Raw genomic sequence first — 22,101 nt, forward strand, 5'->3', positions numbered from 1 at the left:
TTAGGTTTCTAGCATGAGAGTGGAACCATAAAGGAGTCATAAATTATTTTACTCGACTCTTAATATTTTTATTTTATTGATACCTGAAGGAAATTGCCATGAAATTTCATCATTGACAGAGTATCCGTATAGCGCTAATCCCATAGGTGACAATACTGATAATTTATTCAAGTTCAGATTACTTTTTTCAGGTATCACTATTTGAAAGTTTTTAATTATGTTGCTAGCTATTTGTATCGTAACTTTTGAATTCATTCTTACAATATCCAGAGGCATTTTGTTATAAGGAACTACTTTGGCTGACTCAAGTTCTCTTGAAAGTCTCTTTATGGATAGGTTGTATGTTTTGTCAGTATTGATTTGTGATGTTGATATTATATCTTTCAATAATTCAAATTCTTTTATTTCTATTGTTATTCCGTTATTTTTCATAATCTAAATATGATTTTATCTTTATTTTATTGTTTATGATTCCTAACGCAGTTATATTCCGTAATCTATAGCTGCAGTAAGGTGATATATAAAAGGGTTTAATTTTTTTTGCATTCTGTATCTCTTGCTAAAAAGCAAGAATATTATTGTTTGTTCTTAATAATTTTATTTTGTAATTTTTTTATAACACAATGATGAAATATTGCAGAATCTGGGATGCAATTGTGACTACAATATCTTGTTTTAAGATTGTTATATGTAAACAATAGATCTTTGATGACGAGTGTAGGATGTATTTTTGGGTCACTATTCTATAATTGCAAAGTCTCCAATCCTATCTAGAATATGTAATTTTATTTTTTCGGTTTCGGAATCTTTAATTTGAAAAAATTCGTTATCCAGAGAATTAAAATAGGGGAACTCTTTATACATTTCGGCATATTGCTCAGGAGTTCTTTTAGTTTCCAGATATGTTTTATTATCAAAATAAAGAGTTTTGGCTTTGTTGATATTTTGTGCCATTTTTGATATTCCCCAACTTTTTATTATATCAGAGAATAGTGTATCAAAAATATAGGTGCCATATCCATCTTGTATTAATTCCAGAAAGCCACCATTTGTAACTTCTCCATACAATATGTTATAGGCCATTAAGGTATGTTGTGAATTATTAAATTCATTTTCAATATTAGCATAATAGCCATTGTCTATTATTTCATAATATCTGGATAAGAAGAGAAAGAAAAATCCCCATGTATCTTCGTTTGTTTTTAATATTTCTTCCTTGGTAATTTTGGGTAATGTTTTGTTGTGAGTAATCATTTTAACTTCAGCTTTCATTTCCATCTTCATTTTCTTTTTCATTTTCTTTTCCATTGTATTACTTTATTGAGTTTATTATAATTTTTTAGCCTGCCATTATATTAAAGTTATTTTTATAAATGTCCTTTTCTTGTTAAAATAGAACCAGATTAAGACAAAATGTATGCCTAAAACGGGAGCGGAATATAATAGACTGTTAATCAATTTAATGATAAATGGACACCTATAAACGCCAACTTTTGGCTTGGTAGTTTCGTATCAGTTGAGGAATTATTACACGTTTTTAATTTATATTATTTTCTGATTAAGTGTTTTACGATCTATTTGTAAAATTTTTGCAGCGTGAGTTTTATTATTGTCAACTGCTGCAAGTACTTTTAAAATTTGTTCTTTTTCATATTCTTTTAATGATTTTAAAATGACGGTTTCTCTGCCAGAGATATGATATTTAAGATGTTCGGGAATATGTTGAACATCTATAATATGATCGCTCATTATTATCATGCTTTGTATTATGTTTTCGAGTTCTCGTACATTGCCGGGCCACGAATAGCGTATTAATATTTCGCTTACTTTTTCGGTCATTATGATATTTGGCTTGCCATATTCGTTGCCATATTTTTTTATAAAACAGTCGATTATAGGAAGTATGTCATGTTTTCTTTCTCTTAAAGGAGTTGTTTTTATATTAACTACATTAAGTCTATAATATAGATCTTCCCTAAAAGTGCCTTTTTGAATCATTTGATATAAATCGGTATTGGCAGCAGCAATTATTCGCACATTCAATTTTTCGGATGTTTGCGATCCAACTCTGGTGATTTCTTTTTCTTGTAATACCCTAAGTAACCTTGTTTGTATTAATAATGGTGCAGTACCAATTTCATCCAGAAAAATGGTGCCTCCAGCTGCCGCTTGGAATAATCCAATCCTAGACTCGGATGCACCAGTAAATGCCCCTTTGGTATAACCAAAAAGTTCCGATTCCATGAGACTCTCTGGGATGCCACCACAGTTTACTGTAATAAACGGCATCTTGGCCAATGATCCTTTATAATGTATTGCTCTTGCAATAAGTTCTTTTCCTGTACCAGTTTCTCCCTGGATAAGAACAGTTGCCATATTGTTTTTTACTCTTTTTATTACTTCAATTAAATCTGCTAATTGGTTTGAATTACCTACAATTCCTGCATAATTATTACTCTCAATTTCTATTGTGTTTATAGCTGGGAGTTTAATGCCTTTATTTTTTAGCTTAGTAAAGGAATTTTCTATTGCTCTATTGAGTTCCTCATTGGTAAATGGCTTAACGAGATAATCGAATGCACCGGATTTTATAGAAATAACAGCACTATCAATCGATGGTAGTCCTGTTATTACCAATTTGGGTATTAACGGAAAATGCTCTTCGGTAAATTTTAAAAGCTCTACGCCATTAATTTCTGGCATATTGAGATCGGTTATTAATAAATCAATCGTATTATGTTTTAAAACTTCCAAAGCTTCATTTACCGAGGATGCTTTATAGGTGTGATAATTAAATGTTTTTAAATTACGCTGAAGAAGATTAAGCATATCATAATTATCATCAACAATCAATATTTTTTCTTTTTTTAAGCTCATTTTATTGGTATAATGGAAGTTTTATTAAAAATATGGCACCTGTGGGAATATTATCCGTTACATTGATTTCTCCTTTATGATTCTTTACTATTCTATGTACGACGCTAAGACCGAGACCACTACCTTCTTTAATATTTTTTGTGGTAAAAAAAGGATGAAATATTCTTTGCTTAATTGCATTTGGTATTCCGGATCCATTGTCTTTAATGGTTATTAAGAGATTTTTAGTATCACTTTTTACGATTGTTTTTATAACACTTTTTTTAGGAACGGCATGTATAGCATTTATAAGTATATTAAAAAGTACTTGGGTAAGCTGAATAGAATCAATTTTTGCGATGATATCTTCATCTTCAAAATCAAGTTGAGATTGTATTTCTTTCTTCTGAAAGTTTTGTTTAAGAAAAGATAGTGCATCAGTTACGATAGGTTTTATTTTTTGCAATTGTAATTGCTGCGGGACTTCACAGGAAAAATACATTAGTTTCTTTACGATTTCACGCGAATAGATAGCCGAGTTTATAATTCGGGTTATATCTTCCTTAACCTGTGTATCGTTAGTATGGTCATTTATAAGTTCTGCAAATCCCAGGATATTACCAAGAGGGGTATTGAGCTCATGCGCAATGCCGGCAGTCATTTCTCCCAGAATCGCAAGGCGGTCTTTTCTCTCTACAGCCCTTCTTAGGAGGTCTTTCCTTTCCAGATTTTTATATTTCTCTATGTAGTTTGTAACTTCCAAAGAAACAGTATCCAAAAGATCTTGCTCGTCTTTTAGAAATTGCGTAACCAAGTATTTAGGTTGAGGATAATGTACTTTTATGAATCCTGTAATTACATTATTAATATATATTGGACTGTATTGTGAAACAGTCTTTTTTGGGATTGTAGCTGTTGTTAATATGTATCCATTAATCTGAATTTCGACTATACAATCTTCTGGAAATCTCCAGGCTTTTTTTAATGTCAAAATTATCTTTTCTAAAATACCTTTTTCTATTCCGTTACATTGTGCTATTGTTTTGGTAATATCATAAAGGCAAGAAAGTTCTTTAATTCTTTCATTAAGTTTTTCCTCGGGTGTATTATACTTCATTTTTTTTGTAAGAAAAAAGTTAAAAATTTTATGAAATTAATCAAAGTTAGATAAATTACCTAATGAAAACTAAAATAAGTGAATTTGTTTTAACTATTTAAAAATGAACTAAATAGGCTTGTGTAATGTGGCTTATTTTATTATTTATATAACTTTTTTAGGCTATTTAATAGCTTTCTTTTGAGTTAAATTAAAAGCGTTTTAGATTTTATCAAATGAGAATTATTTTCGGGTTTTTACTTTAGATTTATTTTGCCAGATCTATGTGAAAAACATATTAAATTAGTTGACATGTCACTCTTTTTATTAAATTTGTTGAATGCTAAAGGATACAAAAGTTATATTAGAGGATGAGGCTCCTACATATGATGATATTTCGGAAAGTTTTGTTTTTCAGATTCATCGTATGAAGCGTGCAATATTTAAACACAGCAATTTTTTAATGAATGATGCCGGTGTCAATTTGCAATTGGAACAACTTCCTATTATTATGATTCTCCAAAGAAGAAATTTATCTCAGCGCGAACTTTCGGATATTACAATGCGGGATAAATCTTCGATTTTGCGTAGTGTAAATGCACTTGAAAAGAAAGGAATTGTGGAAGTAAGAAAAGATACTTCCGATAAGAGGAAAAACATTCTTAATTTGAGTTTAGATGGAATGAATCTGGCAAAAAATATTAGAGCTTTAATGAAAAAATCTGAAGATGAAGTACTTTCTGTTTTTACTAATAAAGAACGGGCTTTAGCGCTTAAAACTTTGAGAGGATATGCGGATCGATTAGAAAAATTGTAATTTTTTTAATTTAATTTAGTTGACATGTTAACTATGAAAACGAAAGATTTATAAATATAAAGAAATAAAATAAAATGGAAAAGAACCCCTTATTAGAAGGTCCAATACTTACTTCATTATTAAAATTAGCTGTGCCTATAATGATTGCCAATCTTTTGCAGGCAGCTTATCAACTTGTAGATGCTTTTTGGGTAGGGCGCTTGGGGGGAGCTGCAGTAGCATCAGTTTCGGTAAGCACTCCAGTAATCTTCTTGATGATTGCATTAGGAACTGGTTTGGCAATTGCGGGGTCGATACTTATTGCACAATATTATGGTGCCGGAAATCAAAAAATGGTAAACCATGTAGCAGCACAAACCCTATTAATGGTAATAAGTGTTTCAATAGTATTGGCAGCAATTGGTTTTTGGATGAGCCCCTATTTTTTACGTTTGTTAGGTGTAGCGCCCGATGTATATGTTAATGCACTAGGATTTATGCGTATTGCATTTATCGGAATGGTTTTTAGCTTTAGCTTTATGATTTTTCAATCGATAATGCGAGGTGTAGGGCGAGTAACATTGCCTGTATATATTGTATTGGCTACGGTCATCCTAAATTTTGCTCTCGATCCTTTGTTTATATTTGGATGGAGATGGATTCCCGCACTTGGGGTAAAAGGTGCTGCCCTTGCAACATTATTTACCCAGAGTATAGCAATCGTAATAGGTTTTGCAATCTTGCTTCGGGGTAACCATGGAATCCATTTGCGTTTAAAAGATTTTAAACCGGATTATCCTCATATTAAAAAAGCCTTTAAAATAGGTTTTCCTTCATCTATAGAACAATCTATGAGAGCATTGGGCATAACTGCTATAACTTTTTTAATAGTTCATTTTGGTACTGTTACCGTAGCTTCTTATGGTGCAGGCTCAAATCTGGTGCAATTAATATTAATACCAGCACTTGGTTTATCTATGGCAATATCTACATTGGTAGGGCAGAATATTGGTGCCGGAAATATGGTTCGCGCCGGGAAGATAGCAAAACTTGGAGCGCTGGTAGGATTTGTATCATTAACTATTTTAGGAATTATCGCTTATATTTTTGCACCTGAACTTATCGCTTTTTTTGTTCCTAATGATGCTGCAGTAATAGAAGGAGGAACCATTTATTTACGTATTGGATGTCTTTCCTGGGGTTTTCTTGGTTTGCAGCTATGCTTAACTGGAGTATTACGCGCTACAGGAAATACTACATTACCAATGGTGCTTACTTTGGTCTCACAATGGGTATTGCAATTTCCATTGGCATATATTTTATCTCACCATACAACTTTGGGCAAAATAGGAATATGGATTGCATTTCCGGCTTCTACAATTATTACCGCTCTAATCACTTTATATATTTATACAAAAGGGGATTGGAAAAAAAGAAAACTTACTGATAAAATAGGTAAACTATCTGCGCTTGTTGAAGAGGAAACGATTAAAGAAGGATTAGAGGTTTCTAAATAAGATCAAAGTATATATTGCATTTTTAACCATTAAGAGATTAAGAAAAACTAAGCATTTATTCTTAAAGAAACTTAATCTCTAATGCTAAATAAATTACAGATTCATTCCTCCCGAAACTTCAATGCGTTGTGCATTAATCCATCGCGCATCTTCGGTACATAAAAATGCTACAACGCCACCAATATCATCAGGTAATCCTGCGCGACCTAAGGCAGTAACCGATTTTACATAATCATTATATTGCTGGATATCTCTAACTGCTCCACCACCAAAATCGGTTTCTATTGCTCCCGGAGCTACAACATTAACGGTGATTTTACGACTGCCTAGTTCTTTGGCAAGATACTTTGTCAAGGTTTCTATAGCTCCTTTCATCGATGCATAAGCAGAATACCCTGGCCCTGTAAAACGCGCCAATCCCGTAGAGATATTAATTATTCGTCCACCATCTTGTAAATAAGGCAATGCTTTCTGGGTTAAAAAATATACTCCTTTGAAATTGATGTTCATTAATTGATCAAACTGCTCTTCGGTAGTTTCCGAGAAAGGCACATTTATTCCAATTCCCGCATTATTAATTAGGAAATCAAAACGTTCTGTATGGAAAGTGTCTTTTAGAACAGCAGCAATTCGGTCATAAAAAATGTCAAAACTTTTTATATTACCACCAGTATTAAGCTGCAATGCAACTGCTTTTTGCCCCAATTGTTCAATTTCGGCAACAACAGCTTTTGCTTCCTTTTCATTACTGTTATAAGTAAGTATTACATTAATTCCTTTTTTGGCAATACTCAATGCCATGTTTTTTCCTAATCCTCTGCTGCCTCCGGTTACTAAAGCTATTTTATTATTTGTTGTCATTTTAATATTTTTATTGATTAACATTCATTTGATCGAATACTTTTTTTAAATCGGCAGCACTTGCATTGGCTCTTGTTTCGCTGGATCCAAATGTAAGTTGGTCTTTTCCTTGTTTTAATTGTTCGAAAATGGATTCGATAAAACTTGCTACGCTTGGCGCTGCGTTATGTAAGCCGATACCACCGAGATCGGTATTAAGCGCTGGCGGAACAATTTCTACTACCTCTATATTTTTTGATTTTAGTAAATGACGAAGTGATAGTGTAAATGAGTGGAAGAAGGATTTGGTGGCCGAGTAAACAGGCACTTTTGCAAAAGGAGAAAATGATAACCCCGAGGTTACATTCATAATCGTTGTAAGTGATTTTAAATTGATGAAAAGAGAGATTAAATGGAGAGGAGCTTCAATATTAGTCGCTATTTCATTTTTTGCACGTTCAAAAAAATCTTCGTCCGAAACATTCATCCATTGCTGTATGCCAGCATTATTTACAAGTACATTTAAGTCACTATGATTTTTGGATACCCATTCATAAAGTTCTATTCGTTCCGATTCAATTGATAAATCACATACTCTGGTAATTACTGTGGGGAACTTATCGGCAACTTCTTTTAAAACCGATTCACGTCTTCCGCAAATGATTACAGTATTGTTTTCCTGAATAAATCTTTCGGTAAGTCCCAAGCCAATTCCGCTTGCGCCACCAGTAATTAATATTTTATTATTCTGTAATTCCATCTCTAAATTTATTTTAAATTGATAAGACAAAGGTAGGAGCGAAGTAAAGGGGGCTTATTGCAAATATCAATCAGATGCTTGCGAAATTCAAATATGACAAATTATGTTCGAAAAGATAATGGTGTAAGTGTAGTTTGTTTTTTGAAAAAATTAGAAAAATGTGCTAATTCTTCAAAACCAAGAGAGTATGCAATTTCAGACACATTCCAATCGGTTTCTTTTAGTAGAATCTTGGCCTCCTGTGTTAATCGGCTACTTATTAATTCGGTGGTAGTTTTACCTGTATTTTCTTTAAGTACTTTATTAAGATGGTTTACATGAATGGACAAACGAGTCGCAAAATCTTTGGCAGTTTTTAATTCCAATCTTTGATGTGGAGATTCTATAGGGAATTGTCTCTCCAATAATTCTATAAATAATGAAGAAACTCTGGCTGCTGAATTGTGTTTGGAATATAGGGCAGTAAGTGGTTGTAGTTTTTGTCCAAAATGTATTAACTCAGACACATAATTTCGAATTAAATCGTACTTATAGATATAATCGGAGTTGATTTCTTTGTGTATTTTTTGGAATATCGATTCAATTTCTAATGTTTCTTCATCCGTAAGTTGAAAAATAGGATAGCCATCTGATTTAAATATAGGAAGATCGTCGAGTTCTATTCCGTTTTTATTTCCTGTTATAAATTCGGATGTAAAAACACAAAAATGCCCCGATTGATAGATGTCCTGCGGAACATAATGATAGGGAATCTTGGGTGTTGCAAATAAAATAGCATTCTTTTCAATATCAATTACTTTATCGGCATATTCGGCTTTGTTTTTCCCTCTTATCAAACTTATTTTGTAATAAGCTCTGCGATCATAAGGCATAACAGGTTTTTCACGAAGTTTTTCCCAGAGTTCTTTTATATTGAAAACATTAAAGTGACCAATTTCTTTTTTTATATCATTTGGTAATAACGAGCCAGGCTCAATATCCGAACCTTCGGTAATGTTTTTGTAAAACTCGTCTATTGATGTTGTTTTCATTAGAATGATTTGTAAAAATCAAATATACGAAATTTTGTTAATGGTTATTGCTTGATAGTTGTTAGTTAATTTATATAAATGAGTTTTAGGTTTGAAAAAAAAATTAAACTAAAAAAGTGTTCCTTGTATTAATTCTGATTGTGTATTACTATTGAACTTAAATGTATCGATTACCGAGAACTGTTTTATGACTTCATCAAATTGTCTCAAAACAATACTATTACATATAAAATTAATATTGATTGAGGTAAACATTTGGTTTGCAATGACTATATTTTCCGGGGGTAATCTTCTTGCAATCGAGATATGGGGATCATCACTTTTTTTCATGTTTCGGATAGCAAGTGATTGCTGAATCCTTTTCATAATTGGTTTTAATTTGCTTTTAGAAATTTCATTAGGAGTTATGAAAAAGGCACCATTGGGATATGAGTCAAATTTTTCCAGATGTACTTCTACAGGTTCCAAAGCATCACACAAGCGGCTTAGTTTCTTTTTTATAATTTCAATTTCTGTATCCGAAACCTTAAATTCGCAGATGGTAATATGAGCAACAGAATTTTTACTATTGAACCATTTTATTTCATTAGCCAATTGTTCTTTCATGGATTTCACCAAAGTAATAATAAGTTCTGGGGGATATATTGCTACCGAATAATGTTTTTCCATGATTTTTTTTAAAGTGTAAAGGTGTAAAGGTACAAAGGTTCTGAGATTGGAAAAAGATGAAAGATGAAAGATGAAAGAAGCAAGATAAAAGAAGCAAGATAAAAGAAGCAAGATGAAAGACTGTAACTGTAAACTATAACTGTCTAGTATTACCTGTGTTCCATTTTTTTCTTTTCAAAATATTTCACGGCATCATTAATAGCTACTTCAGTATGCTGGTATTTTATTTCTAATTCATTTATTGATTTTTCATTTGAGTAAAAATTATTGATGCAAAGAGCTTTCATGTTTGTAGAGCTGATACTGGTTTTTATTTTGAATAATCGGATAAAATCTCCCAAATAACCTGATGCGATTAAGATTGGTCTTGGAATTCGGATCATAATTGGATTTTGATCTGTAATGAAATTTAGTTTCGTGAAGAACTCCAGGTAGCTAAGGTTTTTATTTGCCAGAAGGTATTTTTCTCCATTTTTTCCTTTCTCTAAACTTTTTATGATTCCAGATGAAACATCTTTTACATGAACAAAATTTTTCCCTCCGGCAGGGTAAAATATGATTTTCTTTTTCCATCCCATCAAAATGATTTTTCCTGAACTAGGTTTTGAGTCATAAGCGCCAATCATAAAAGTCGGGTTAATTATTAGTACTTCGATTTTATCTTTATTTTGAAGTAAATATTCTTCAGCTTCCAGTTTGCTTTTGGCATAAAATGAATTTGTAAAAGGGAGCTTTATTTCTTTTTGCTCATTTCCTAAATCATTTAATGAACCATAGCCTAAAGTATTTGCTGTGCTTACAAAAACAAACTTTTTTACGTTGCAGTAAACAGCAGCATTGAATAATTGAACAGTAGCATTATAATTTATTTTCTGATAATCGGTATACTGGATTAAGTCCTGACTTGTTTCGGCTGCGATATGAATTACAAAATCAATATCACTTAATAGTGGAGTTAAATCATTGAATAAATTGCCTTGATGAATTTGTAAATTAGCATGATTTTTTCCCTTAAACTTAGCTTTATCGCGTATTAATCCTTTTACAAAAAATCCATTACTGAGTAAACTTTCTATTAAATTGGCACCTAGTAAGCCATTGATTCCAGTTACAAATACTTTTTTCATTGTCCAATTTCTCTTTTTATTGCTCGTGTCATTAATGGTAATCTTATTCCGATTGGTAAAATTCTCAATATTGCCCAGCTAATGGGGTTTACCATAATTACGGTATCTTTTTTTAATAATTGTTTGATACAGTATTGTGCTACTTTTTTGGGATCCAGCAAGGTTAGTTTTCCTAAGAATCCTTGTTTATTGATTCGAGCTGTAATTTCATCACTGGTTTTCATAGCACCAGGATTTACAACGCTTACAAATACATTGGTATCTTTTAATTCCTGATATAATCCTCTTGAAAAAGAATGAATAAAGGTTTTGGATGCGGGATAAACTGTCTTGTAACCAATAGGCGAAAAAGCTGCCATACTCGAAACATTAAGAATATAGGATTGGTTTTGTTCCATTAAATTAGGTAATAATTGATGGGTTAGGATAGATGTGGCAACCACATTAAGTTGCATAATGGTATTGATGTAATCTACTTTGGCATCGATAAATTTTTTAGTACCACCTGTTCCTGCATTATTAATTAAAATATGGACATTAAAGTTTGCATTTATCCAGTTTGATAAGAGGATGACATTATCCGGAACTGCTAAATCGGTTTCGAAAGTAGCTGTTTTAACGTCATATTTTTGGGCTATTTCATTGGATAAATCCAAGAGTCCCTGATTGGGTAAACTTACCAATATGAGATTCATTTTTCTTTTGGCAAATTCCAAGGCAAATTCTTTTCCCAATCCCTGACTTGCTCCTGTGATTACTACAAATTGTCTGTCTGATTTTTTTTTGGTTGTCATAATCTATAATTTACAAAGCAAATGTAGATTTGATCAGAGTTGTAAATGTTCGTGTTTATAAACAAGAACTAGTTTTTTTTTGTGTAATTGATTGATAATTAGTCTTGAAATAATGGTTTTACGTTCGTTATTATAAACCGGAACTATTCTTCTTGAATTCAGACGGAGTTTGGTTGGTAATTTTTTTGAAAGTATTATTAAATGAAGTTTTAGAGTTAAAACCAGATTCATAGGCTATCCCTAAAATGGAATAGTTATTCATCTCTTTTTTTACCAATAATTCTTTTGCTTCTTCTACGCGGTATTTATTGATAAACTGGAAGAAGTTTTCATTAAAGCCAGAGTTTATCGCATACGATATTTGGTGTGGCGTACTATTTACCAATTTAGCCAATTTTATAAGATTTAGTTCACTATCCAAATAAGGCTTTTGCTCCAGCATTAATTTATTAAGTTGCATTTTTAGTTGTATTAATTCTCCATCGGAAACGACTTTTCTCTTTATTTCTATTAATTCTTCTTGTTCATTTATTGCAATTATCTCGGACAATTGTTTTTTATCGAATGGGAAAATCTCTTTTTGTTTTAAAGAATAATAGGCAATAAAAAGAATTATAATTAGGGAAGTACTATTTATAAAAATATTTAGGGACAGCGAGTAGAAAAATATATTATAGACACTAATAATTATGCTCATCACTAGAATAGACAGAATAATATATTCCAACCAGCTGAGGTCTATTTCATTTGCATTTGATGAAAATAGGAGAATATTTTTTTGGTGTTTTCTAATTTTTAAATAAGAGGCAATCGCATAAAAAAGGGATTGTACAAGCATAAGCAGTATCGAAATAAGGCGGAATAAAGATAAATCGTCTTGGTTGTCTGCTGTTTGCAAAAGCAAAATCACCAAAAACAGAATGGGTAAAATGAGGTATTTAAAATCGGATTTACCGAATTTGTAATTTGGGGTTGTAAAGTTTACAATGCTAAAATAAAATAAAAGTGGGGTGAAAAATTGAATAAATCGCAGTAATAGATTTACTGTTTCACTAATTTTAGGATAATCTATTAATACTGTTATTTCATCAATCCAAAAAGTTGCCCATAGAAACAGAAAGATTCCGAAATAAAAATTGGCTTTTTTATTTACGTTTAACGGATTACTAATTTTAAGAAAAGAAAGCAAAATAAGCGAACCAAAAATCAAAATTATAATCAAGGAATTAAGTCCGTCTATGTTCATACTGCTTTTATTAAATATAGTTTGTCAAATTTAACGATTTCGGCTTTTGCTAAATTGTTTTTAATAAAAAAACCTGTTCAAAATAATGAACAGGCATAAGTAGTATTTGGGGGATATATACTATTGACTAATTTATATATCCAAAGTTTTGTGTGAATTCTTTGGTTACATCCATAGTCGATTGTGGAATAGGGAATACTCTACGGAATGGTAAAGTGGTAGGTTTTGCAGTACGAGGTTTATCATATTGTCCAAAACGAATCATTTGTGGACGACGGTTTAATTCCCAATAGTTTTCGTAACCTAACTCATTGAATAAAATTGTTGCATCCAGCGCTGTAATTGCCTTTCCTGCAACATTACCAAATAATGCTTCTCTTGTTCTACTGGTACGCAATGTATTAATATCTGAAAGGGCTTGACCTGTTGCTCCTTTACGGAAATATGCCTCGGCACGCATGGTGTAAATTCCTCCTAAACGAAACAATGGAATATCAACATTACTGGTGCTATTTCCTTCCTCAGGATCAAATTCGTATTTAAACACACGAACTCCGCGATTGATTTGATTTTGTGCCAGGATTGCCAGTGAAGCATTATCAAAGTTAAGTTCGGGTGTAAAATTCATTGGGGTAGTAGTACTTTTTTCCATAACCAAAGGAGATACTTTGATGCGATTATCGGCAGTCATTTCGAATTTTCCATTTGATAAAAGTTTAGGTCCATATTGTGGTCCTTCCATAATTCCAAAATTAAAATGAAACCAAGGTAATGCTGCGCTTTTAGGAACAAAATCGGATGCCGGTACGCTAGTTGTTGTAGCATCGTTCATGAACCATGTCCCATCACTGTATTGTACATATCGGTGGTATCTTGGGTCATCATGATTGTTATTCCAGCTGTAATAAAACTCAGGAGTCATACATGCAGCATTAGTTCCTCTGTTGGCAGGAGAAGTTCTTTGGTTACGTTCCATCGATACATAAGCAAAGGAGTTACTTCCGTTACGGATATAATCTATTTTCTGGATTACGGCAAAAATCAACTCTGAACTATTGGAGTTATCCATAGAGAAATTCTTGAAATAATTGCTTTGTAGTTTAAATCTCCCAGAGTCGATTAATAATGAGGTGTAGTAAATTACCCGATCCATATCGGTTCCGGTTCCACTAACAGCTGGTTCCATAAAATTAAAGCTTGAGCCAGTATTATAACGATCTTTTAAAACAGCTCTGTTTAAATACATGGTACTTAATAATCCATAAGCGGCTTGTTTTGTAAAACGTCCGTTATGAGTAGATTGTTGACCTAAATCGGCAAGATTAGGAATAAGTGCTTCTACCTGAGTAATTAATTTATCGATCTCTGTATCTGCTTTAAATATTTGTAACGGAGCATTAAGAGTAAAAGGATCTCTGTATGGTGCTTGCCCGAATAGGTCTAGGGTTGTGTAAGTATAGTAAGCCAAAAGCCCTTTTGCTTCAGCAAGAAAAAGCTCTTTTTGCGGTATATTACTGGCACTAATTGACTTAATTGCAGTAAGAGATCTTGTAATACCATTGGTAATATTGTTCCAGTTATCGGTAACAATTGCATTATCGGGAGCCCACGTAAATTCATGCATAGAACGCCATTTTCCTCCATCGCCCCAGTCGCTTCCGCGTGTAGGCAACATGGCTTCATCGGTAGTGTATTCTTGTAGAGCAAATACGTTTCCGTGGTCTACAAATGTTCCGTCGCCTAAACGATCATATGCCGCAGCAAGTGCTCCGGCAGGATTTGATGCATCGTCTCCAAGTACTTCATCAAGTACAACTTCGTCCAGATTGGTACAATTAGAGAATAATAAGGCAAAAGAAATTACAGTAAGAATTTTGATACTGAAAAATTTATTTAATTTCATGATTTATAATTTTAAAGTTGCACCAAGGCTAAAAGTTCTGGAACTAGGATAACTAGAGTAATCAATTCCTATAGATTGGTTTCCACCATTCGATTTTGGACTATTGATTAATGGATCATAACCTGTATAATTTGTAATTGTAAATAGATTTTGACCTGTAGCATAAAGCGTTAATCCTTGTAGCCAACTCATTTGCTTGGTATTGATATTATATCCTATGCGAGCAGTATTAAGTCGTAAAAAGTCCGATTTCTCTAAGAAAAGCGTCGATAATTGAGGTGAGTTTGCAGGATTTGCACCAGATTGATAATATCCTGTAGCCACGTTTCTGTCCGAAGCAAGGTTGTTTATATTCAAAGCATTTAATCCTGTATTGTTTAATAAATAACCTCCGGTTTGACCGATAATAGAAAATGAAAAATCAAAATTCTTATAGCTCATCTGACTGTTAAAACCATAATAAAAAGTAGGTAATGCCCCTTCGATAATAACACGGTCACTACTATTAATAACCCCATCTCCATTGGTATCTCTAAAAATGTTTCCGCCTTTATCATCAAATCCAATATGCTCTAATAAGTAGAATGATCCGGCAGCATAACCACTTTTGTAAATATTCGCGTTTACACCCGATTGTCCAGGACCAGAGATTGTACCGGATAAAATTTCGGAAACGGGTAAATCTTTAATTTTATTATTAAGAGTTGCACCATTGGCATCTATCGACCAGGAAAAATTTTTGGTGTCGACAATTTTAGATCCTAACATAAATTCAAAACCTTTATTAACGATTTTTCCATCTATGTTTACCCAAACAGTTGTTGTAGGGCTTAATGCCTGAGAAGGGATATTAAGAATTGCATCGGTTGTGGTTTTATTAAAATAATCCAGAGTTCCGTATAATTTTCCTTTCCATAAACTAAAATCAATTCCAAGATTAAGTTGTGTTACCACTTCCCATTTTAGATCCGGATTTGGAGTACGACTAACCGAAACACCATTTACTAATGCTAAATCATTATAAAGGTAATATCCATCTCCAGGAGATAAAGCATAACTCGCCTTTGTAATTTTATTTTCTACTTCCTGGTTTCCTGTTTGTCCCCAGCTCGCTCTTAGTTTTAAGTTTTCGATAGTTGCAGATTCTTTAAGGAAACCTTCTTTGGAGATGTTCCATCCCAATGCAAATGATGGGAAATAACCATATTTATTATTATCGCCAAAACGCGTAGAACCATCGGCTCTCATCGAGGCTGTTAAAAGATATTTTTCATTAAAAGTATAATTTACTCTTCCAAAATAAGATTGAAGTTCATTTTCCTGAGCATAACCAGTAACTCCGGTTTGGGTTCCTGCAAAACCTGGATTGTTTTCGGGTAATACTCCAGAGTTTTTATCGGCAATTCCATCAATACTAAAACTAGTTCCGGATCTTTCAAATTTTTGATAAGAGAAACCTCCAAGTACTTCTAATTTATGTTTTTCGGCGTATAGATTATAGGTTAAATAATGCTCGATAAGTGAGTTCTTAGATTCCAGATTACTCTGAACGTATTTTCCTTTTGGATTTAAATCGGTTAAGTTAGGGAAGATGGTTGTATTTCTTTCGGACATGGAACGATCTACACCTAGATTTAATTTGTATTCCAATCCATTAACAATTCTAAAAGATGTTTCTAAGTTTCCAAGTACACGTAAAGTACGTGTTTCATCATTATAAATACTCAATAAATAAGCAGGATTATAATGTGCATTCATATTAAAATTGGTATATTTTCCATCTTTATCAAAAACGGGTCTGGTAGGATTTGCCATTAATGTATGGATAACCAATTGCCCATTAGAACCTCCATCATCACTTGTAGGAACCCCATTATCGGTGGTTTGGCTGGCAGTAAGATTTACTTTTACTTTTAAACGTTTGTTGTCCAGAAACGATTCGGCTGCGTTAATTCTACCCGATACACGTGCAAAATTACTTTGATTGATAATACCTTGTTGGTCCATTTTGGCAAGAGAAACATAATAATTTCCTGTTTCGGATTGTTTAGAAAATGCCAATGAATTATTACTTGTAATTGCGCTTCTAAATATTACATCCTGCCAATCGGTGTTTCCGCCATGATCAAATGCAGGATCTTTAATTGCTCCTCTATATTGATCTGCCGATAACACATTTAATTTTTTGATTACACTTGAAACTCCCATGTATGAATCTACAGTAAAAGTAGCATCACCCTTAGCTCCTTTTTTGGTTGTGATGATAACAACTCCATTTGATCCTCTTGCTCCATATATTGCCGAAGCCGAAGCATCTTTTAAAACTGTGATCGATTCGATATCACTTGTGTTAAGAAAGTTTAAAGGATTTTTGGGAGCAGAACTTCCAAATCCAACATTTGTTCCCGATGGACTTACATCATCATTCGACAATGGTACGCCATCTACAACAAAAAGAGGTGTGCTTCCGCTTCGGATAGAACCAACTCCACGAATCGTAACATTTATACCTGCTCCAGGTTCACCACTAGAATTAACTACACGCACACCAGCTACTTTTCCTTGTAGTAAATTATCTGCTGATATATTAACACCTTGCTTAAAGCTTTGTGCGGTAAGTTGGGTAACAGCACCAGTAACATCCGTTTTGGCTTGTTTTCCATAACCTACAATTAAAACTTCGTTAAGCTCGGCAGCATCTGGGACTAATTGAATATTTATAATGCTGGCAACCGGTACAATTTTGGTTTTATACCCCATACAAGTAATCGTAAGAGTATTTCCAGTATTGGCATTGATCTCGAAGCCACCATCAAAATTGGTTAATACAGCATTTTTTGTTCCAGTTTCGAGAATAGATACACCAGGAATTGGCAATCCTTTTTCATCGGTTATTTTTCCTTTTACAGGTTGGTCTATAAATGCGTGTTTAGTAGTAATTGCTGCTTTTTTAACTAATACCAATTTATTAATAATGCTATAGCTAAAATCGGCTTTTTGAGATAAATCTTTCAAAACGACTTCAAGAGATTCTTTGTTGTAGGATATTGTATAAATAGTTTGATCGGCTATTATTGCTTCACCATAACTAAATTTATAATTGGTTTTCTGGCTTAATTTTGAAAAAATAGAAACAAGTGTTGCCTTCTCTAAATTATTTTTTATTTTTGAATTTGTAAGCAACTTTTCTTTACTTTGTCCCGTTTGAAAGCACAATAATGCCAGGACTAAAAAGAAGATTTTTTTTAGTGTAAATTTAAAATACATGATTTAAGTTATTTGTTTAAGGATACTTAATAATTGTTTCGCAGTTGTTCCAGCAACTGCGTTTTTTGTTTTTAATTTACTGTTACAGTTCTGTCATGTTGTTCTAGTTTTAGGTTTGTTATATAATTAATTTGCTTAAGGACATCCTCCAGAGAAGCTTCTTTCTCTACATATACCGTTAATTTTGTATTTATTGAGACTCCTTTTTTCAGGTTAAATACTACTCCGTATTTGTATTGCAGTAAAGTAATTACCTCGTTTAATGTTACATTGTCTAGAGTAACATCTTCCTTGTACCAATTAATTAATAAAGAAGAATTTGCTTGATGTTTAGTGAGGTTATTTGCGACAAATAATGCTTCTTCGCTAGGTTTTAAATCAACGCTCTGATTCTTGGATGTTACATTTACTTTTCCTGTAACCACAATCACACTGCATTTGTCTTGGGATAACTGAATGTGAAATGATGTTCCAACAACTCTCGTTGTAATTTCACCGGAGCTAATTATAAAAGGATGTTTGTGATCTTTTGCAACATTAAAAAATGCATTTCCTTTTAGTAAGGATACTTTTCTTTGACTTCCATTAAATTGAACCGGATATTCTAAAATAGAATTGGCTGCCAGATAAACGATAGAACCATCTTTTAATTTAATAGAATCTGAAACTGTAGTAGTCTCAAGTGTAAGTAATTTTTCATTTTCCAGAGAAGGCTTAAAATAGACTCCTAAACCTATTAGCAATGCTATACTTGCCGCAATAGCATATTTAAGATATATACTGAACGTTTTATCTTGATTGATATGATTCTTGATGTTATCATATATTTTTTCTGAAACTTGCTCTTTAATTCCCATAACAGAAGTTTCCCATTCGGAATTATCATATTCTGATTGTGCAAAATTATGTAACAGGTTTTCTTCGGCAGTTGTAGTTTCTTTTTTGGAACTTTTATCTATAAGATATTCTAAACTGTGTTTTGTTTTCTTGATCATAATTGGTCTTATTATCTATAAGTACCAGAAATATGAAATCGTACTATCGTAAAATATTATGATAATGTTAACAGAAGGTTATACTAAAGATTAAGCCGAAAACAGGAGGTAAATCACTAACCAGGTTAAATCTTTTAACTCAAAACGCAATTGCTTTAATGCTACCGAAATTTGATTTTTTACGGTTTGCTTAGATAATTGAAGTTCAGTTGCTATCTGATCAATATTCATGTCCTGAAGTTTGTACATTAGCAAAATTTGCTTTCTTTTTTCGGGTAGTTTATCCAAAAGAATATGGAGTAAATCGATTAATTCGGGATCTGTAGAAGTAATGTTTTCGATAAGATAATTTTCGAATTTGTCTTCGAGGATGGTTTTATCAAATCGATTATTTTGATAATGTTTGAAAATTTGGTTTTTTACAGCGCGGAACAAATAATTTTCAATGGAGATTATATCGAGTTCTTGTTTCCTTTCCCAAAGATCAATAAAAACATCCTGAACAATATTTTGCGCTAGGTCCTTATCCTGAGTCATTTTGTATGAAAAAGAATTTAGCTTTTCCCAATATTCGGTATATGTTTTTTCAAATTTTTTAGGGTCTTTCATTCTACAGAAGCATGGTATTATTAAATGTAAAAGAATGAAATGTAGATCGATTGTATTTTTCCTAAAAGTTATTTTTAAATTAAGTAATAGCTTAATAAAAATATTTTTGTGTAAATATGATACTGCGGTTGCGATTTCTTTTTTTTGCAATAACACACTTATAATTAGCAGAATTTAATTTAGCCGATTAATACCAACTTCAAATTATTCCAAAAAACGATAATTTCTCATGAAATCAATTTCTACATTTCTATTCTTAATTTGCTTTACTGCAATTTCTCAAGTCAATGCCCAAAATGATAACTTAACAATTAATAAATTACAGGTAATAGGATCTCATAATAGTTACCGAAAAGCTATCGAACCAGATTTATTTAAGGTCTTGCAAAGCAAAGATTCCACACATGCCTTGAACGGTTTAGAATATGAACATATCTCTATTACAGAACAATTGAATAAAGGGTTACGAAACTTAGAAATAGATGTTTATGCAGATAGTAAAGGTGGTAAGTATGCACATCCCAAAGGTTTGGATATAGCAAAATCTACTTCACCTTATGATCCTGATGGAGTAATGCAACAACCTGGTTTTAAGGTTTTTCACATGATGGATATAGACTTTAGAACTTCGTGTTTTACATTTGTAATTTGCTTGCAGGAATTAAAAAAATGGTCCGATGAAAATCCTAATCATGTTCCTGTTTTTATAACTTTAGAGCCTAAGGATGGAAAAGTAAATCTATTTGGAACGGAACCGGAAATGTTTACTCCACAATTATTTGATGAACTGGATAAAGTAATTTTAAGTGTTCTAGGAGCAGATAAAGTAATTACTCCGGATATGGTGAGAGGTAAATACAAAACATTAGAAAAAGCTGTTTTGCATAATAACTGGCCAACATTAAAAGAGGGAAAGGGTAGGTTTATGTTTCTATTGGATGACAGTAATAATAAAAGAGATTTGTATGCACAAAATCACCCCTTTTTAAAAGGGCGTGTCGCTTTTATAAATGCCGATCCTGGTAAGCCGGAAGCTGCTGCAATGTTCAGGAATGACCCTGAAGACAAAATGATTCCAGAATTAGTAAAGAAAGGATACATAATTCGTACGCGTGCCGATGGTGATACCAAAGAAGCTCGTGCCAATGATTATACCCGCTTTAATGCTGCAAAAAATTCTGGAGCACAAATTATTACTACAGATTATTATTTGCCAAGTACATTCTTTGATTCTCCTTACCAAATAAGGTTTGATGACGATAGTTATGAAAGGATAAATCCTATAAATGGTCATGGAAAATAAGACGTATTATTTGTAGTTTTATTCTTTCTTTTTATGGGTTTTGACTATGTTTGTAGATTATATTATTAATCTATAATTACATTTTCAATATGCTTCAAAATCAATCCTTAATACCCGATATAAAATCTATTATTGCTACTGCGAGAGATAAAGCAATTAGAGTTGTTGATAATGAGCGGACTATAATGTATTGGAATATTGGCAAGCGCATTTTTGAAGAGGAACAACAAGGAAAAGACAGAGCAGATTACGGAACATATCTAATAAAATTTCTTGCAGAACAATTGCAACCAGAGTATGGGAGTGGTTTTTCAATAAGACAATTAGAACGTTACAGACAATTTTACCGTATATTTTCAATTGCGTCCGCACTGCGGACGCAATTGAGTTGGACACAGTATAAAATGCTTTTAGTGATTGATAATCATGATAAAAGAGAGTTTTATATTGCTGAAAGTGTGAAGAATAATTGGACTTCAAGACAATTGGAACGTCAGATAAATAGTAGTTTATATGAACGTCTTTTAATGAGTAGTGATAGAGATGATGTTTTGGCAGTTGCCAGAAATGAGAAACAACCATCTGATGCGAGAGATATTATAAAAGATCCAATGTATTTGGAATTTCTAGGGCTAAAAAGGGAATCATCATATTATGAAAAAGATTTAGAACAAGCTATTATAACACACTTGCAAGATTTTTTATTAGAGTTGGGTAATGGTTTTTCTTTTGTAACAAGGCAAAAACGAATTCATATTGAGGGTGATGAGTTTTTTGCAGACTTGGTTTTTTACAACCGAATACTACAATGTTTTGTAATCATAGAGATAAAAACACATAAACTCACTCATCAGGATATTGGACAATTACAGATGTATGTGAATTATTACGACAGGGTAGAAAAACTACCACATGAAAACCCAACTATCGGGATTTTACTTTGCGCAAATAAAAATGATGGGGTGGTTAAATTCACACTGCCGGAAAATGAAAAAAATATAGTAGCGAGTCAGTATGGGCTATATCTTCCATCTGAAAAACAACTATTGGAAGAGGTTAAAAAAGAATTGGAGAACTTTGAAGAAAAAAAGCAATAAAAATATAGAAGTCGTCTCACAGTAAAAATAGGAGATGACTTTTTTTGATATTAAATAAAGGGGCTGTTTACGAACAAGCCCCTTTTGTATTTTACAAATAAATATTCTTGAGTGACTTAAAAACAGGTATTTGTACTTGTTTTTCTTAATATTTAACTTGTTAATTTTGAGTTGTGTAAAGTGTTAAATAAGAAA

General features: G+C 32.4%; 19 protein-coding genes. 4 read left to right on the forward strand and 15 right to left on the reverse strand.

Annotated elements, in window-relative coordinates:
* Window positions 1-48: 48 nt before the first annotated feature.
* The 4 genes from OIU83_RS12875 to OIU83_RS12890 form a co-directional block, all read right to left on the reverse strand.
* Entirely contained in the window at window positions 49-432 is a 384-nt protein-coding gene (locus OIU83_RS12875; protein ID WP_264206666.1) for a GreA/GreB family elongation factor, read from the reverse strand.
* 306 nt (window positions 433-738) lie between these two features.
* Entirely contained in the window at window positions 739-1,308 is a 570-nt protein-coding gene (locus OIU83_RS12880) for a DMP19 family protein (protein ID WP_264206667.1), read from the reverse strand.
* Between the two features lie 234 nt (window positions 1,309-1,542).
* The gene (locus tag OIU83_RS12885; protein WP_264206668.1) at window positions 1,543-2,877 is read right to left on the reverse strand and encodes a sigma-54-dependent transcriptional regulator; all 1,335 of its coding nucleotides are present in this window, start codon (window positions 2,875-2,877) and stop codon (window positions 1,543-1,545) included.
* A 1-nt stretch (window position 2,878) separates the two neighbouring features.
* Window positions 2,879-3,973, reverse strand: a complete 1,095-nt coding sequence (locus tag OIU83_RS12890) for a sensor histidine kinase (protein WP_264206669.1) — start codon at window positions 3,971-3,973, stop codon at window positions 2,879-2,881.
* Between the two features lie 319 nt (window positions 3,974-4,292).
* On the opposite strand from OIU83_RS12890, the gene OIU83_RS12895 reads away from it, so the two are divergent.
* Window positions 4,293-4,769, forward strand: a complete 477-nt coding sequence (locus OIU83_RS12895) for a MarR family winged helix-turn-helix transcriptional regulator (protein WP_264206670.1) — start codon at window positions 4,293-4,295, stop codon at window positions 4,767-4,769.
* Between the two features lie 74 nt (window positions 4,770-4,843).
* A complete protein-coding gene (locus OIU83_RS12900) occupies window positions 4,844-6,265 on the forward strand; it encodes an MATE family efflux transporter (RefSeq protein WP_264206671.1) in 1,422 nt (473 codons plus the stop codon).
* A gap of 93 nt (window positions 6,266-6,358) precedes the next feature.
* Here OIU83_RS12900 and OIU83_RS12905 read toward each other — a convergent pair whose 3' ends face one another.
* From OIU83_RS12905 to OIU83_RS12955, 11 genes are all read right to left on the reverse strand, one after another.
* Complete coding sequence (locus OIU83_RS12905) at window positions 6,359-7,126, reverse strand: SDR family NAD(P)-dependent oxidoreductase (protein WP_264206672.1); 768 nt, start codon at window positions 7,124-7,126, stop codon at window positions 6,359-6,361.
* A 10-nt stretch (window positions 7,127-7,136) separates the two neighbouring features.
* Window positions 7,137-7,865, reverse strand: a complete 729-nt coding sequence (locus OIU83_RS12910; RefSeq protein ID WP_264206673.1) for an SDR family oxidoreductase — start codon at window positions 7,863-7,865, stop codon at window positions 7,137-7,139.
* 101 nt (window positions 7,866-7,966) lie between these two features.
* Window positions 7,967-8,896 carry a helix-turn-helix domain-containing protein gene (locus tag OIU83_RS12915; RefSeq protein WP_264206674.1) on the reverse strand — a complete coding sequence of 310 codons (930 nt, stop codon included), beginning with the start codon at window positions 8,894-8,896 and terminating at the stop codon, window positions 7,967-7,969.
* 108 nt (window positions 8,897-9,004) lie between these two features.
* The gene (locus OIU83_RS12920; RefSeq protein ID WP_264206675.1) at window positions 9,005-9,565 is read right to left on the reverse strand and encodes a 2'-5' RNA ligase family protein; all 561 of its coding nucleotides are present in this window, start codon (window positions 9,563-9,565) and stop codon (window positions 9,005-9,007) included.
* 149 nt (window positions 9,566-9,714) lie between these two features.
* Window positions 9,715-10,692: an NAD-dependent epimerase/dehydratase family protein gene (locus tag OIU83_RS12925; RefSeq protein WP_264206676.1), complete on the reverse strand. Its 978-nt coding sequence runs from the start codon at window positions 10,690-10,692 to the stop codon at window positions 9,715-9,717.
* Window positions 10,689-11,486, reverse strand: a complete 798-nt coding sequence (locus tag OIU83_RS12930) for an SDR family NAD(P)-dependent oxidoreductase (RefSeq protein WP_264206677.1) — start codon at window positions 11,484-11,486, stop codon at window positions 10,689-10,691. Before OIU83_RS12930 ends, OIU83_RS12925 begins: the two co-directional genes overlap by 4 nt.
* A gap of 130 nt (window positions 11,487-11,616) precedes the next feature.
* Entirely contained in the window at window positions 11,617-12,732 is a 1,116-nt protein-coding gene (locus OIU83_RS12935; RefSeq protein WP_264206678.1) for a helix-turn-helix domain-containing protein, read from the reverse strand.
* A 127-nt stretch (window positions 12,733-12,859) separates the two neighbouring features.
* Window positions 12,860-14,635 (reverse strand): RagB/SusD family nutrient uptake outer membrane protein, encoded by a 1,776-nt coding sequence (locus tag OIU83_RS12940; protein ID WP_264206679.1) that lies wholly within the window; start codon window positions 14,633-14,635, stop codon window positions 12,860-12,862.
* A 3-nt stretch (window positions 14,636-14,638) separates the two neighbouring features.
* Window positions 14,639-17,902 carry a SusC/RagA family TonB-linked outer membrane protein gene (locus tag OIU83_RS12945; protein WP_264206680.1) on the reverse strand — a complete coding sequence of 1,088 codons (3,264 nt, stop codon included), beginning with the start codon at window positions 17,900-17,902 and terminating at the stop codon, window positions 14,639-14,641.
* A gap of 71 nt (window positions 17,903-17,973) precedes the next feature.
* Window positions 17,974-18,897: a FecR family protein gene (locus OIU83_RS12950; RefSeq protein WP_264206681.1), complete on the reverse strand. Its 924-nt coding sequence runs from the start codon at window positions 18,895-18,897 to the stop codon at window positions 17,974-17,976.
* A 90-nt stretch (window positions 18,898-18,987) separates the two neighbouring features.
* Window positions 18,988-19,506 (reverse strand): sigma-70 family RNA polymerase sigma factor, encoded by a 519-nt coding sequence (locus tag OIU83_RS12955; protein ID WP_264206682.1) that lies wholly within the window; start codon window positions 19,504-19,506, stop codon window positions 18,988-18,990.
* Window positions 19,507-19,735: 229 nt separating this feature from the next.
* Here OIU83_RS12955 and OIU83_RS12960 point away from each other — a divergent pair, with 229 nt between their 5' ends.
* Entirely contained in the window at window positions 19,736-20,809 is a 1,074-nt protein-coding gene (locus tag OIU83_RS12960) for a phosphatidylinositol-specific phospholipase C1-like protein (protein ID WP_264206683.1), read from the forward strand.
* Window positions 20,810-20,898: 89 nt separating this feature from the next.
* Window positions 20,899-21,906: a PDDEXK nuclease domain-containing protein gene (locus tag OIU83_RS12965; protein WP_264206684.1), complete on the forward strand. Its 1,008-nt coding sequence runs from the start codon at window positions 20,899-20,901 to the stop codon at window positions 21,904-21,906.
* Window positions 21,907-22,101: the final 195 nt, after the last annotated feature.

The sequence above is a fragment of the Flavobacterium shii genome (genome assembly GCF_025847235.1).
Lineage (GTDB): Bacteria > Bacteroidota > Bacteroidia > Flavobacteriales > Flavobacteriaceae > Flavobacterium > Flavobacterium shii.

Excerpts from the sequence above, each read along its gene's own strand:
- OIU83_RS12875 (WP_264206666.1), bottom strand. The coding sequence starts at position 432 with ATGAAAAATAACGGAATAACAATAGAAATAAAAGAATTTGAATTATTG.
- OIU83_RS12880 (WP_264206667.1), bottom strand. The coding sequence starts at position 1,308 with ATGGAAAAGAAAATGAAAAAGAAAATGAAGATGGAAATGAAAGCTGAA.
- OIU83_RS12885 (WP_264206668.1), bottom strand. The coding sequence starts at position 2,877 with ATGAGCTTAAAAAAAGAAAAAATATTGATTGTTGATGATAATTATGAT.
- OIU83_RS12890 (WP_264206669.1), bottom strand. The coding sequence starts at position 3,973 with ATGAAGTATAATACACCCGAGGAAAAACTTAATGAAAGAATTAAAGAA.
- OIU83_RS12895 (WP_264206670.1), top strand. The coding sequence starts at position 4,293 with ATGCTAAAGGATACAAAAGTTATATTAGAGGATGAGGCTCCTACATAT.
- OIU83_RS12900 (WP_264206671.1), top strand. The coding sequence starts at position 4,844 with ATGGAAAAGAACCCCTTATTAGAAGGTCCAATACTTACTTCATTATTA.
- OIU83_RS12905 (WP_264206672.1), bottom strand. The coding sequence starts at position 7,126 with ATGACAACAAATAATAAAATAGCTTTAGTAACCGGAGGCAGCAGAGGA.
- OIU83_RS12910 (WP_264206673.1), bottom strand. The coding sequence starts at position 7,865 with ATGGAATTACAGAATAATAAAATATTAATTACTGGTGGCGCAAGCGGA.
- OIU83_RS12915 (WP_264206674.1), bottom strand. The coding sequence starts at position 8,896 with ATGAAAACAACATCAATAGACGAGTTTTACAAAAACATTACCGAAGGT.
- OIU83_RS12920 (WP_264206675.1), bottom strand. The coding sequence starts at position 9,565 with ATGGAAAAACATTATTCGGTAGCAATATATCCCCCAGAACTTATTATT.
- OIU83_RS12925 (WP_264206676.1), bottom strand. The coding sequence starts at position 10,692 with ATGAAAAAAGTATTTGTAACTGGAATCAATGGCTTACTAGGTGCCAAT.
- OIU83_RS12930 (WP_264206677.1), bottom strand. The coding sequence starts at position 11,486 with ATGACAACCAAAAAAAAATCAGACAGACAATTTGTAGTAATCACAGGA.
- OIU83_RS12935 (WP_264206678.1), bottom strand. The coding sequence starts at position 12,732 with ATGAACATAGACGGACTTAATTCCTTGATTATAATTTTGATTTTTGGT.
- OIU83_RS12940 (WP_264206679.1), bottom strand. The coding sequence starts at position 14,635 with ATGAAATTAAATAAATTTTTCAGTATCAAAATTCTTACTGTAATTTCT.
- OIU83_RS12945 (WP_264206680.1), bottom strand. The coding sequence starts at position 17,902 with ATGTATTTTAAATTTACACTAAAAAAAATCTTCTTTTTAGTCCTGGCA.
- OIU83_RS12950 (WP_264206681.1), bottom strand. The coding sequence starts at position 18,897 with ATGATCAAGAAAACAAAACACAGTTTAGAATATCTTATAGATAAAAGT.
- OIU83_RS12955 (WP_264206682.1), bottom strand. The coding sequence starts at position 19,506 with ATGAAAGACCCTAAAAAATTTGAAAAAACATATACCGAATATTGGGAA.
- OIU83_RS12960 (WP_264206683.1), top strand. The coding sequence starts at position 19,736 with ATGAAATCAATTTCTACATTTCTATTCTTAATTTGCTTTACTGCAATT.
- OIU83_RS12965 (WP_264206684.1), top strand. The coding sequence starts at position 20,899 with ATGCTTCAAAATCAATCCTTAATACCCGATATAAAATCTATTATTGCT.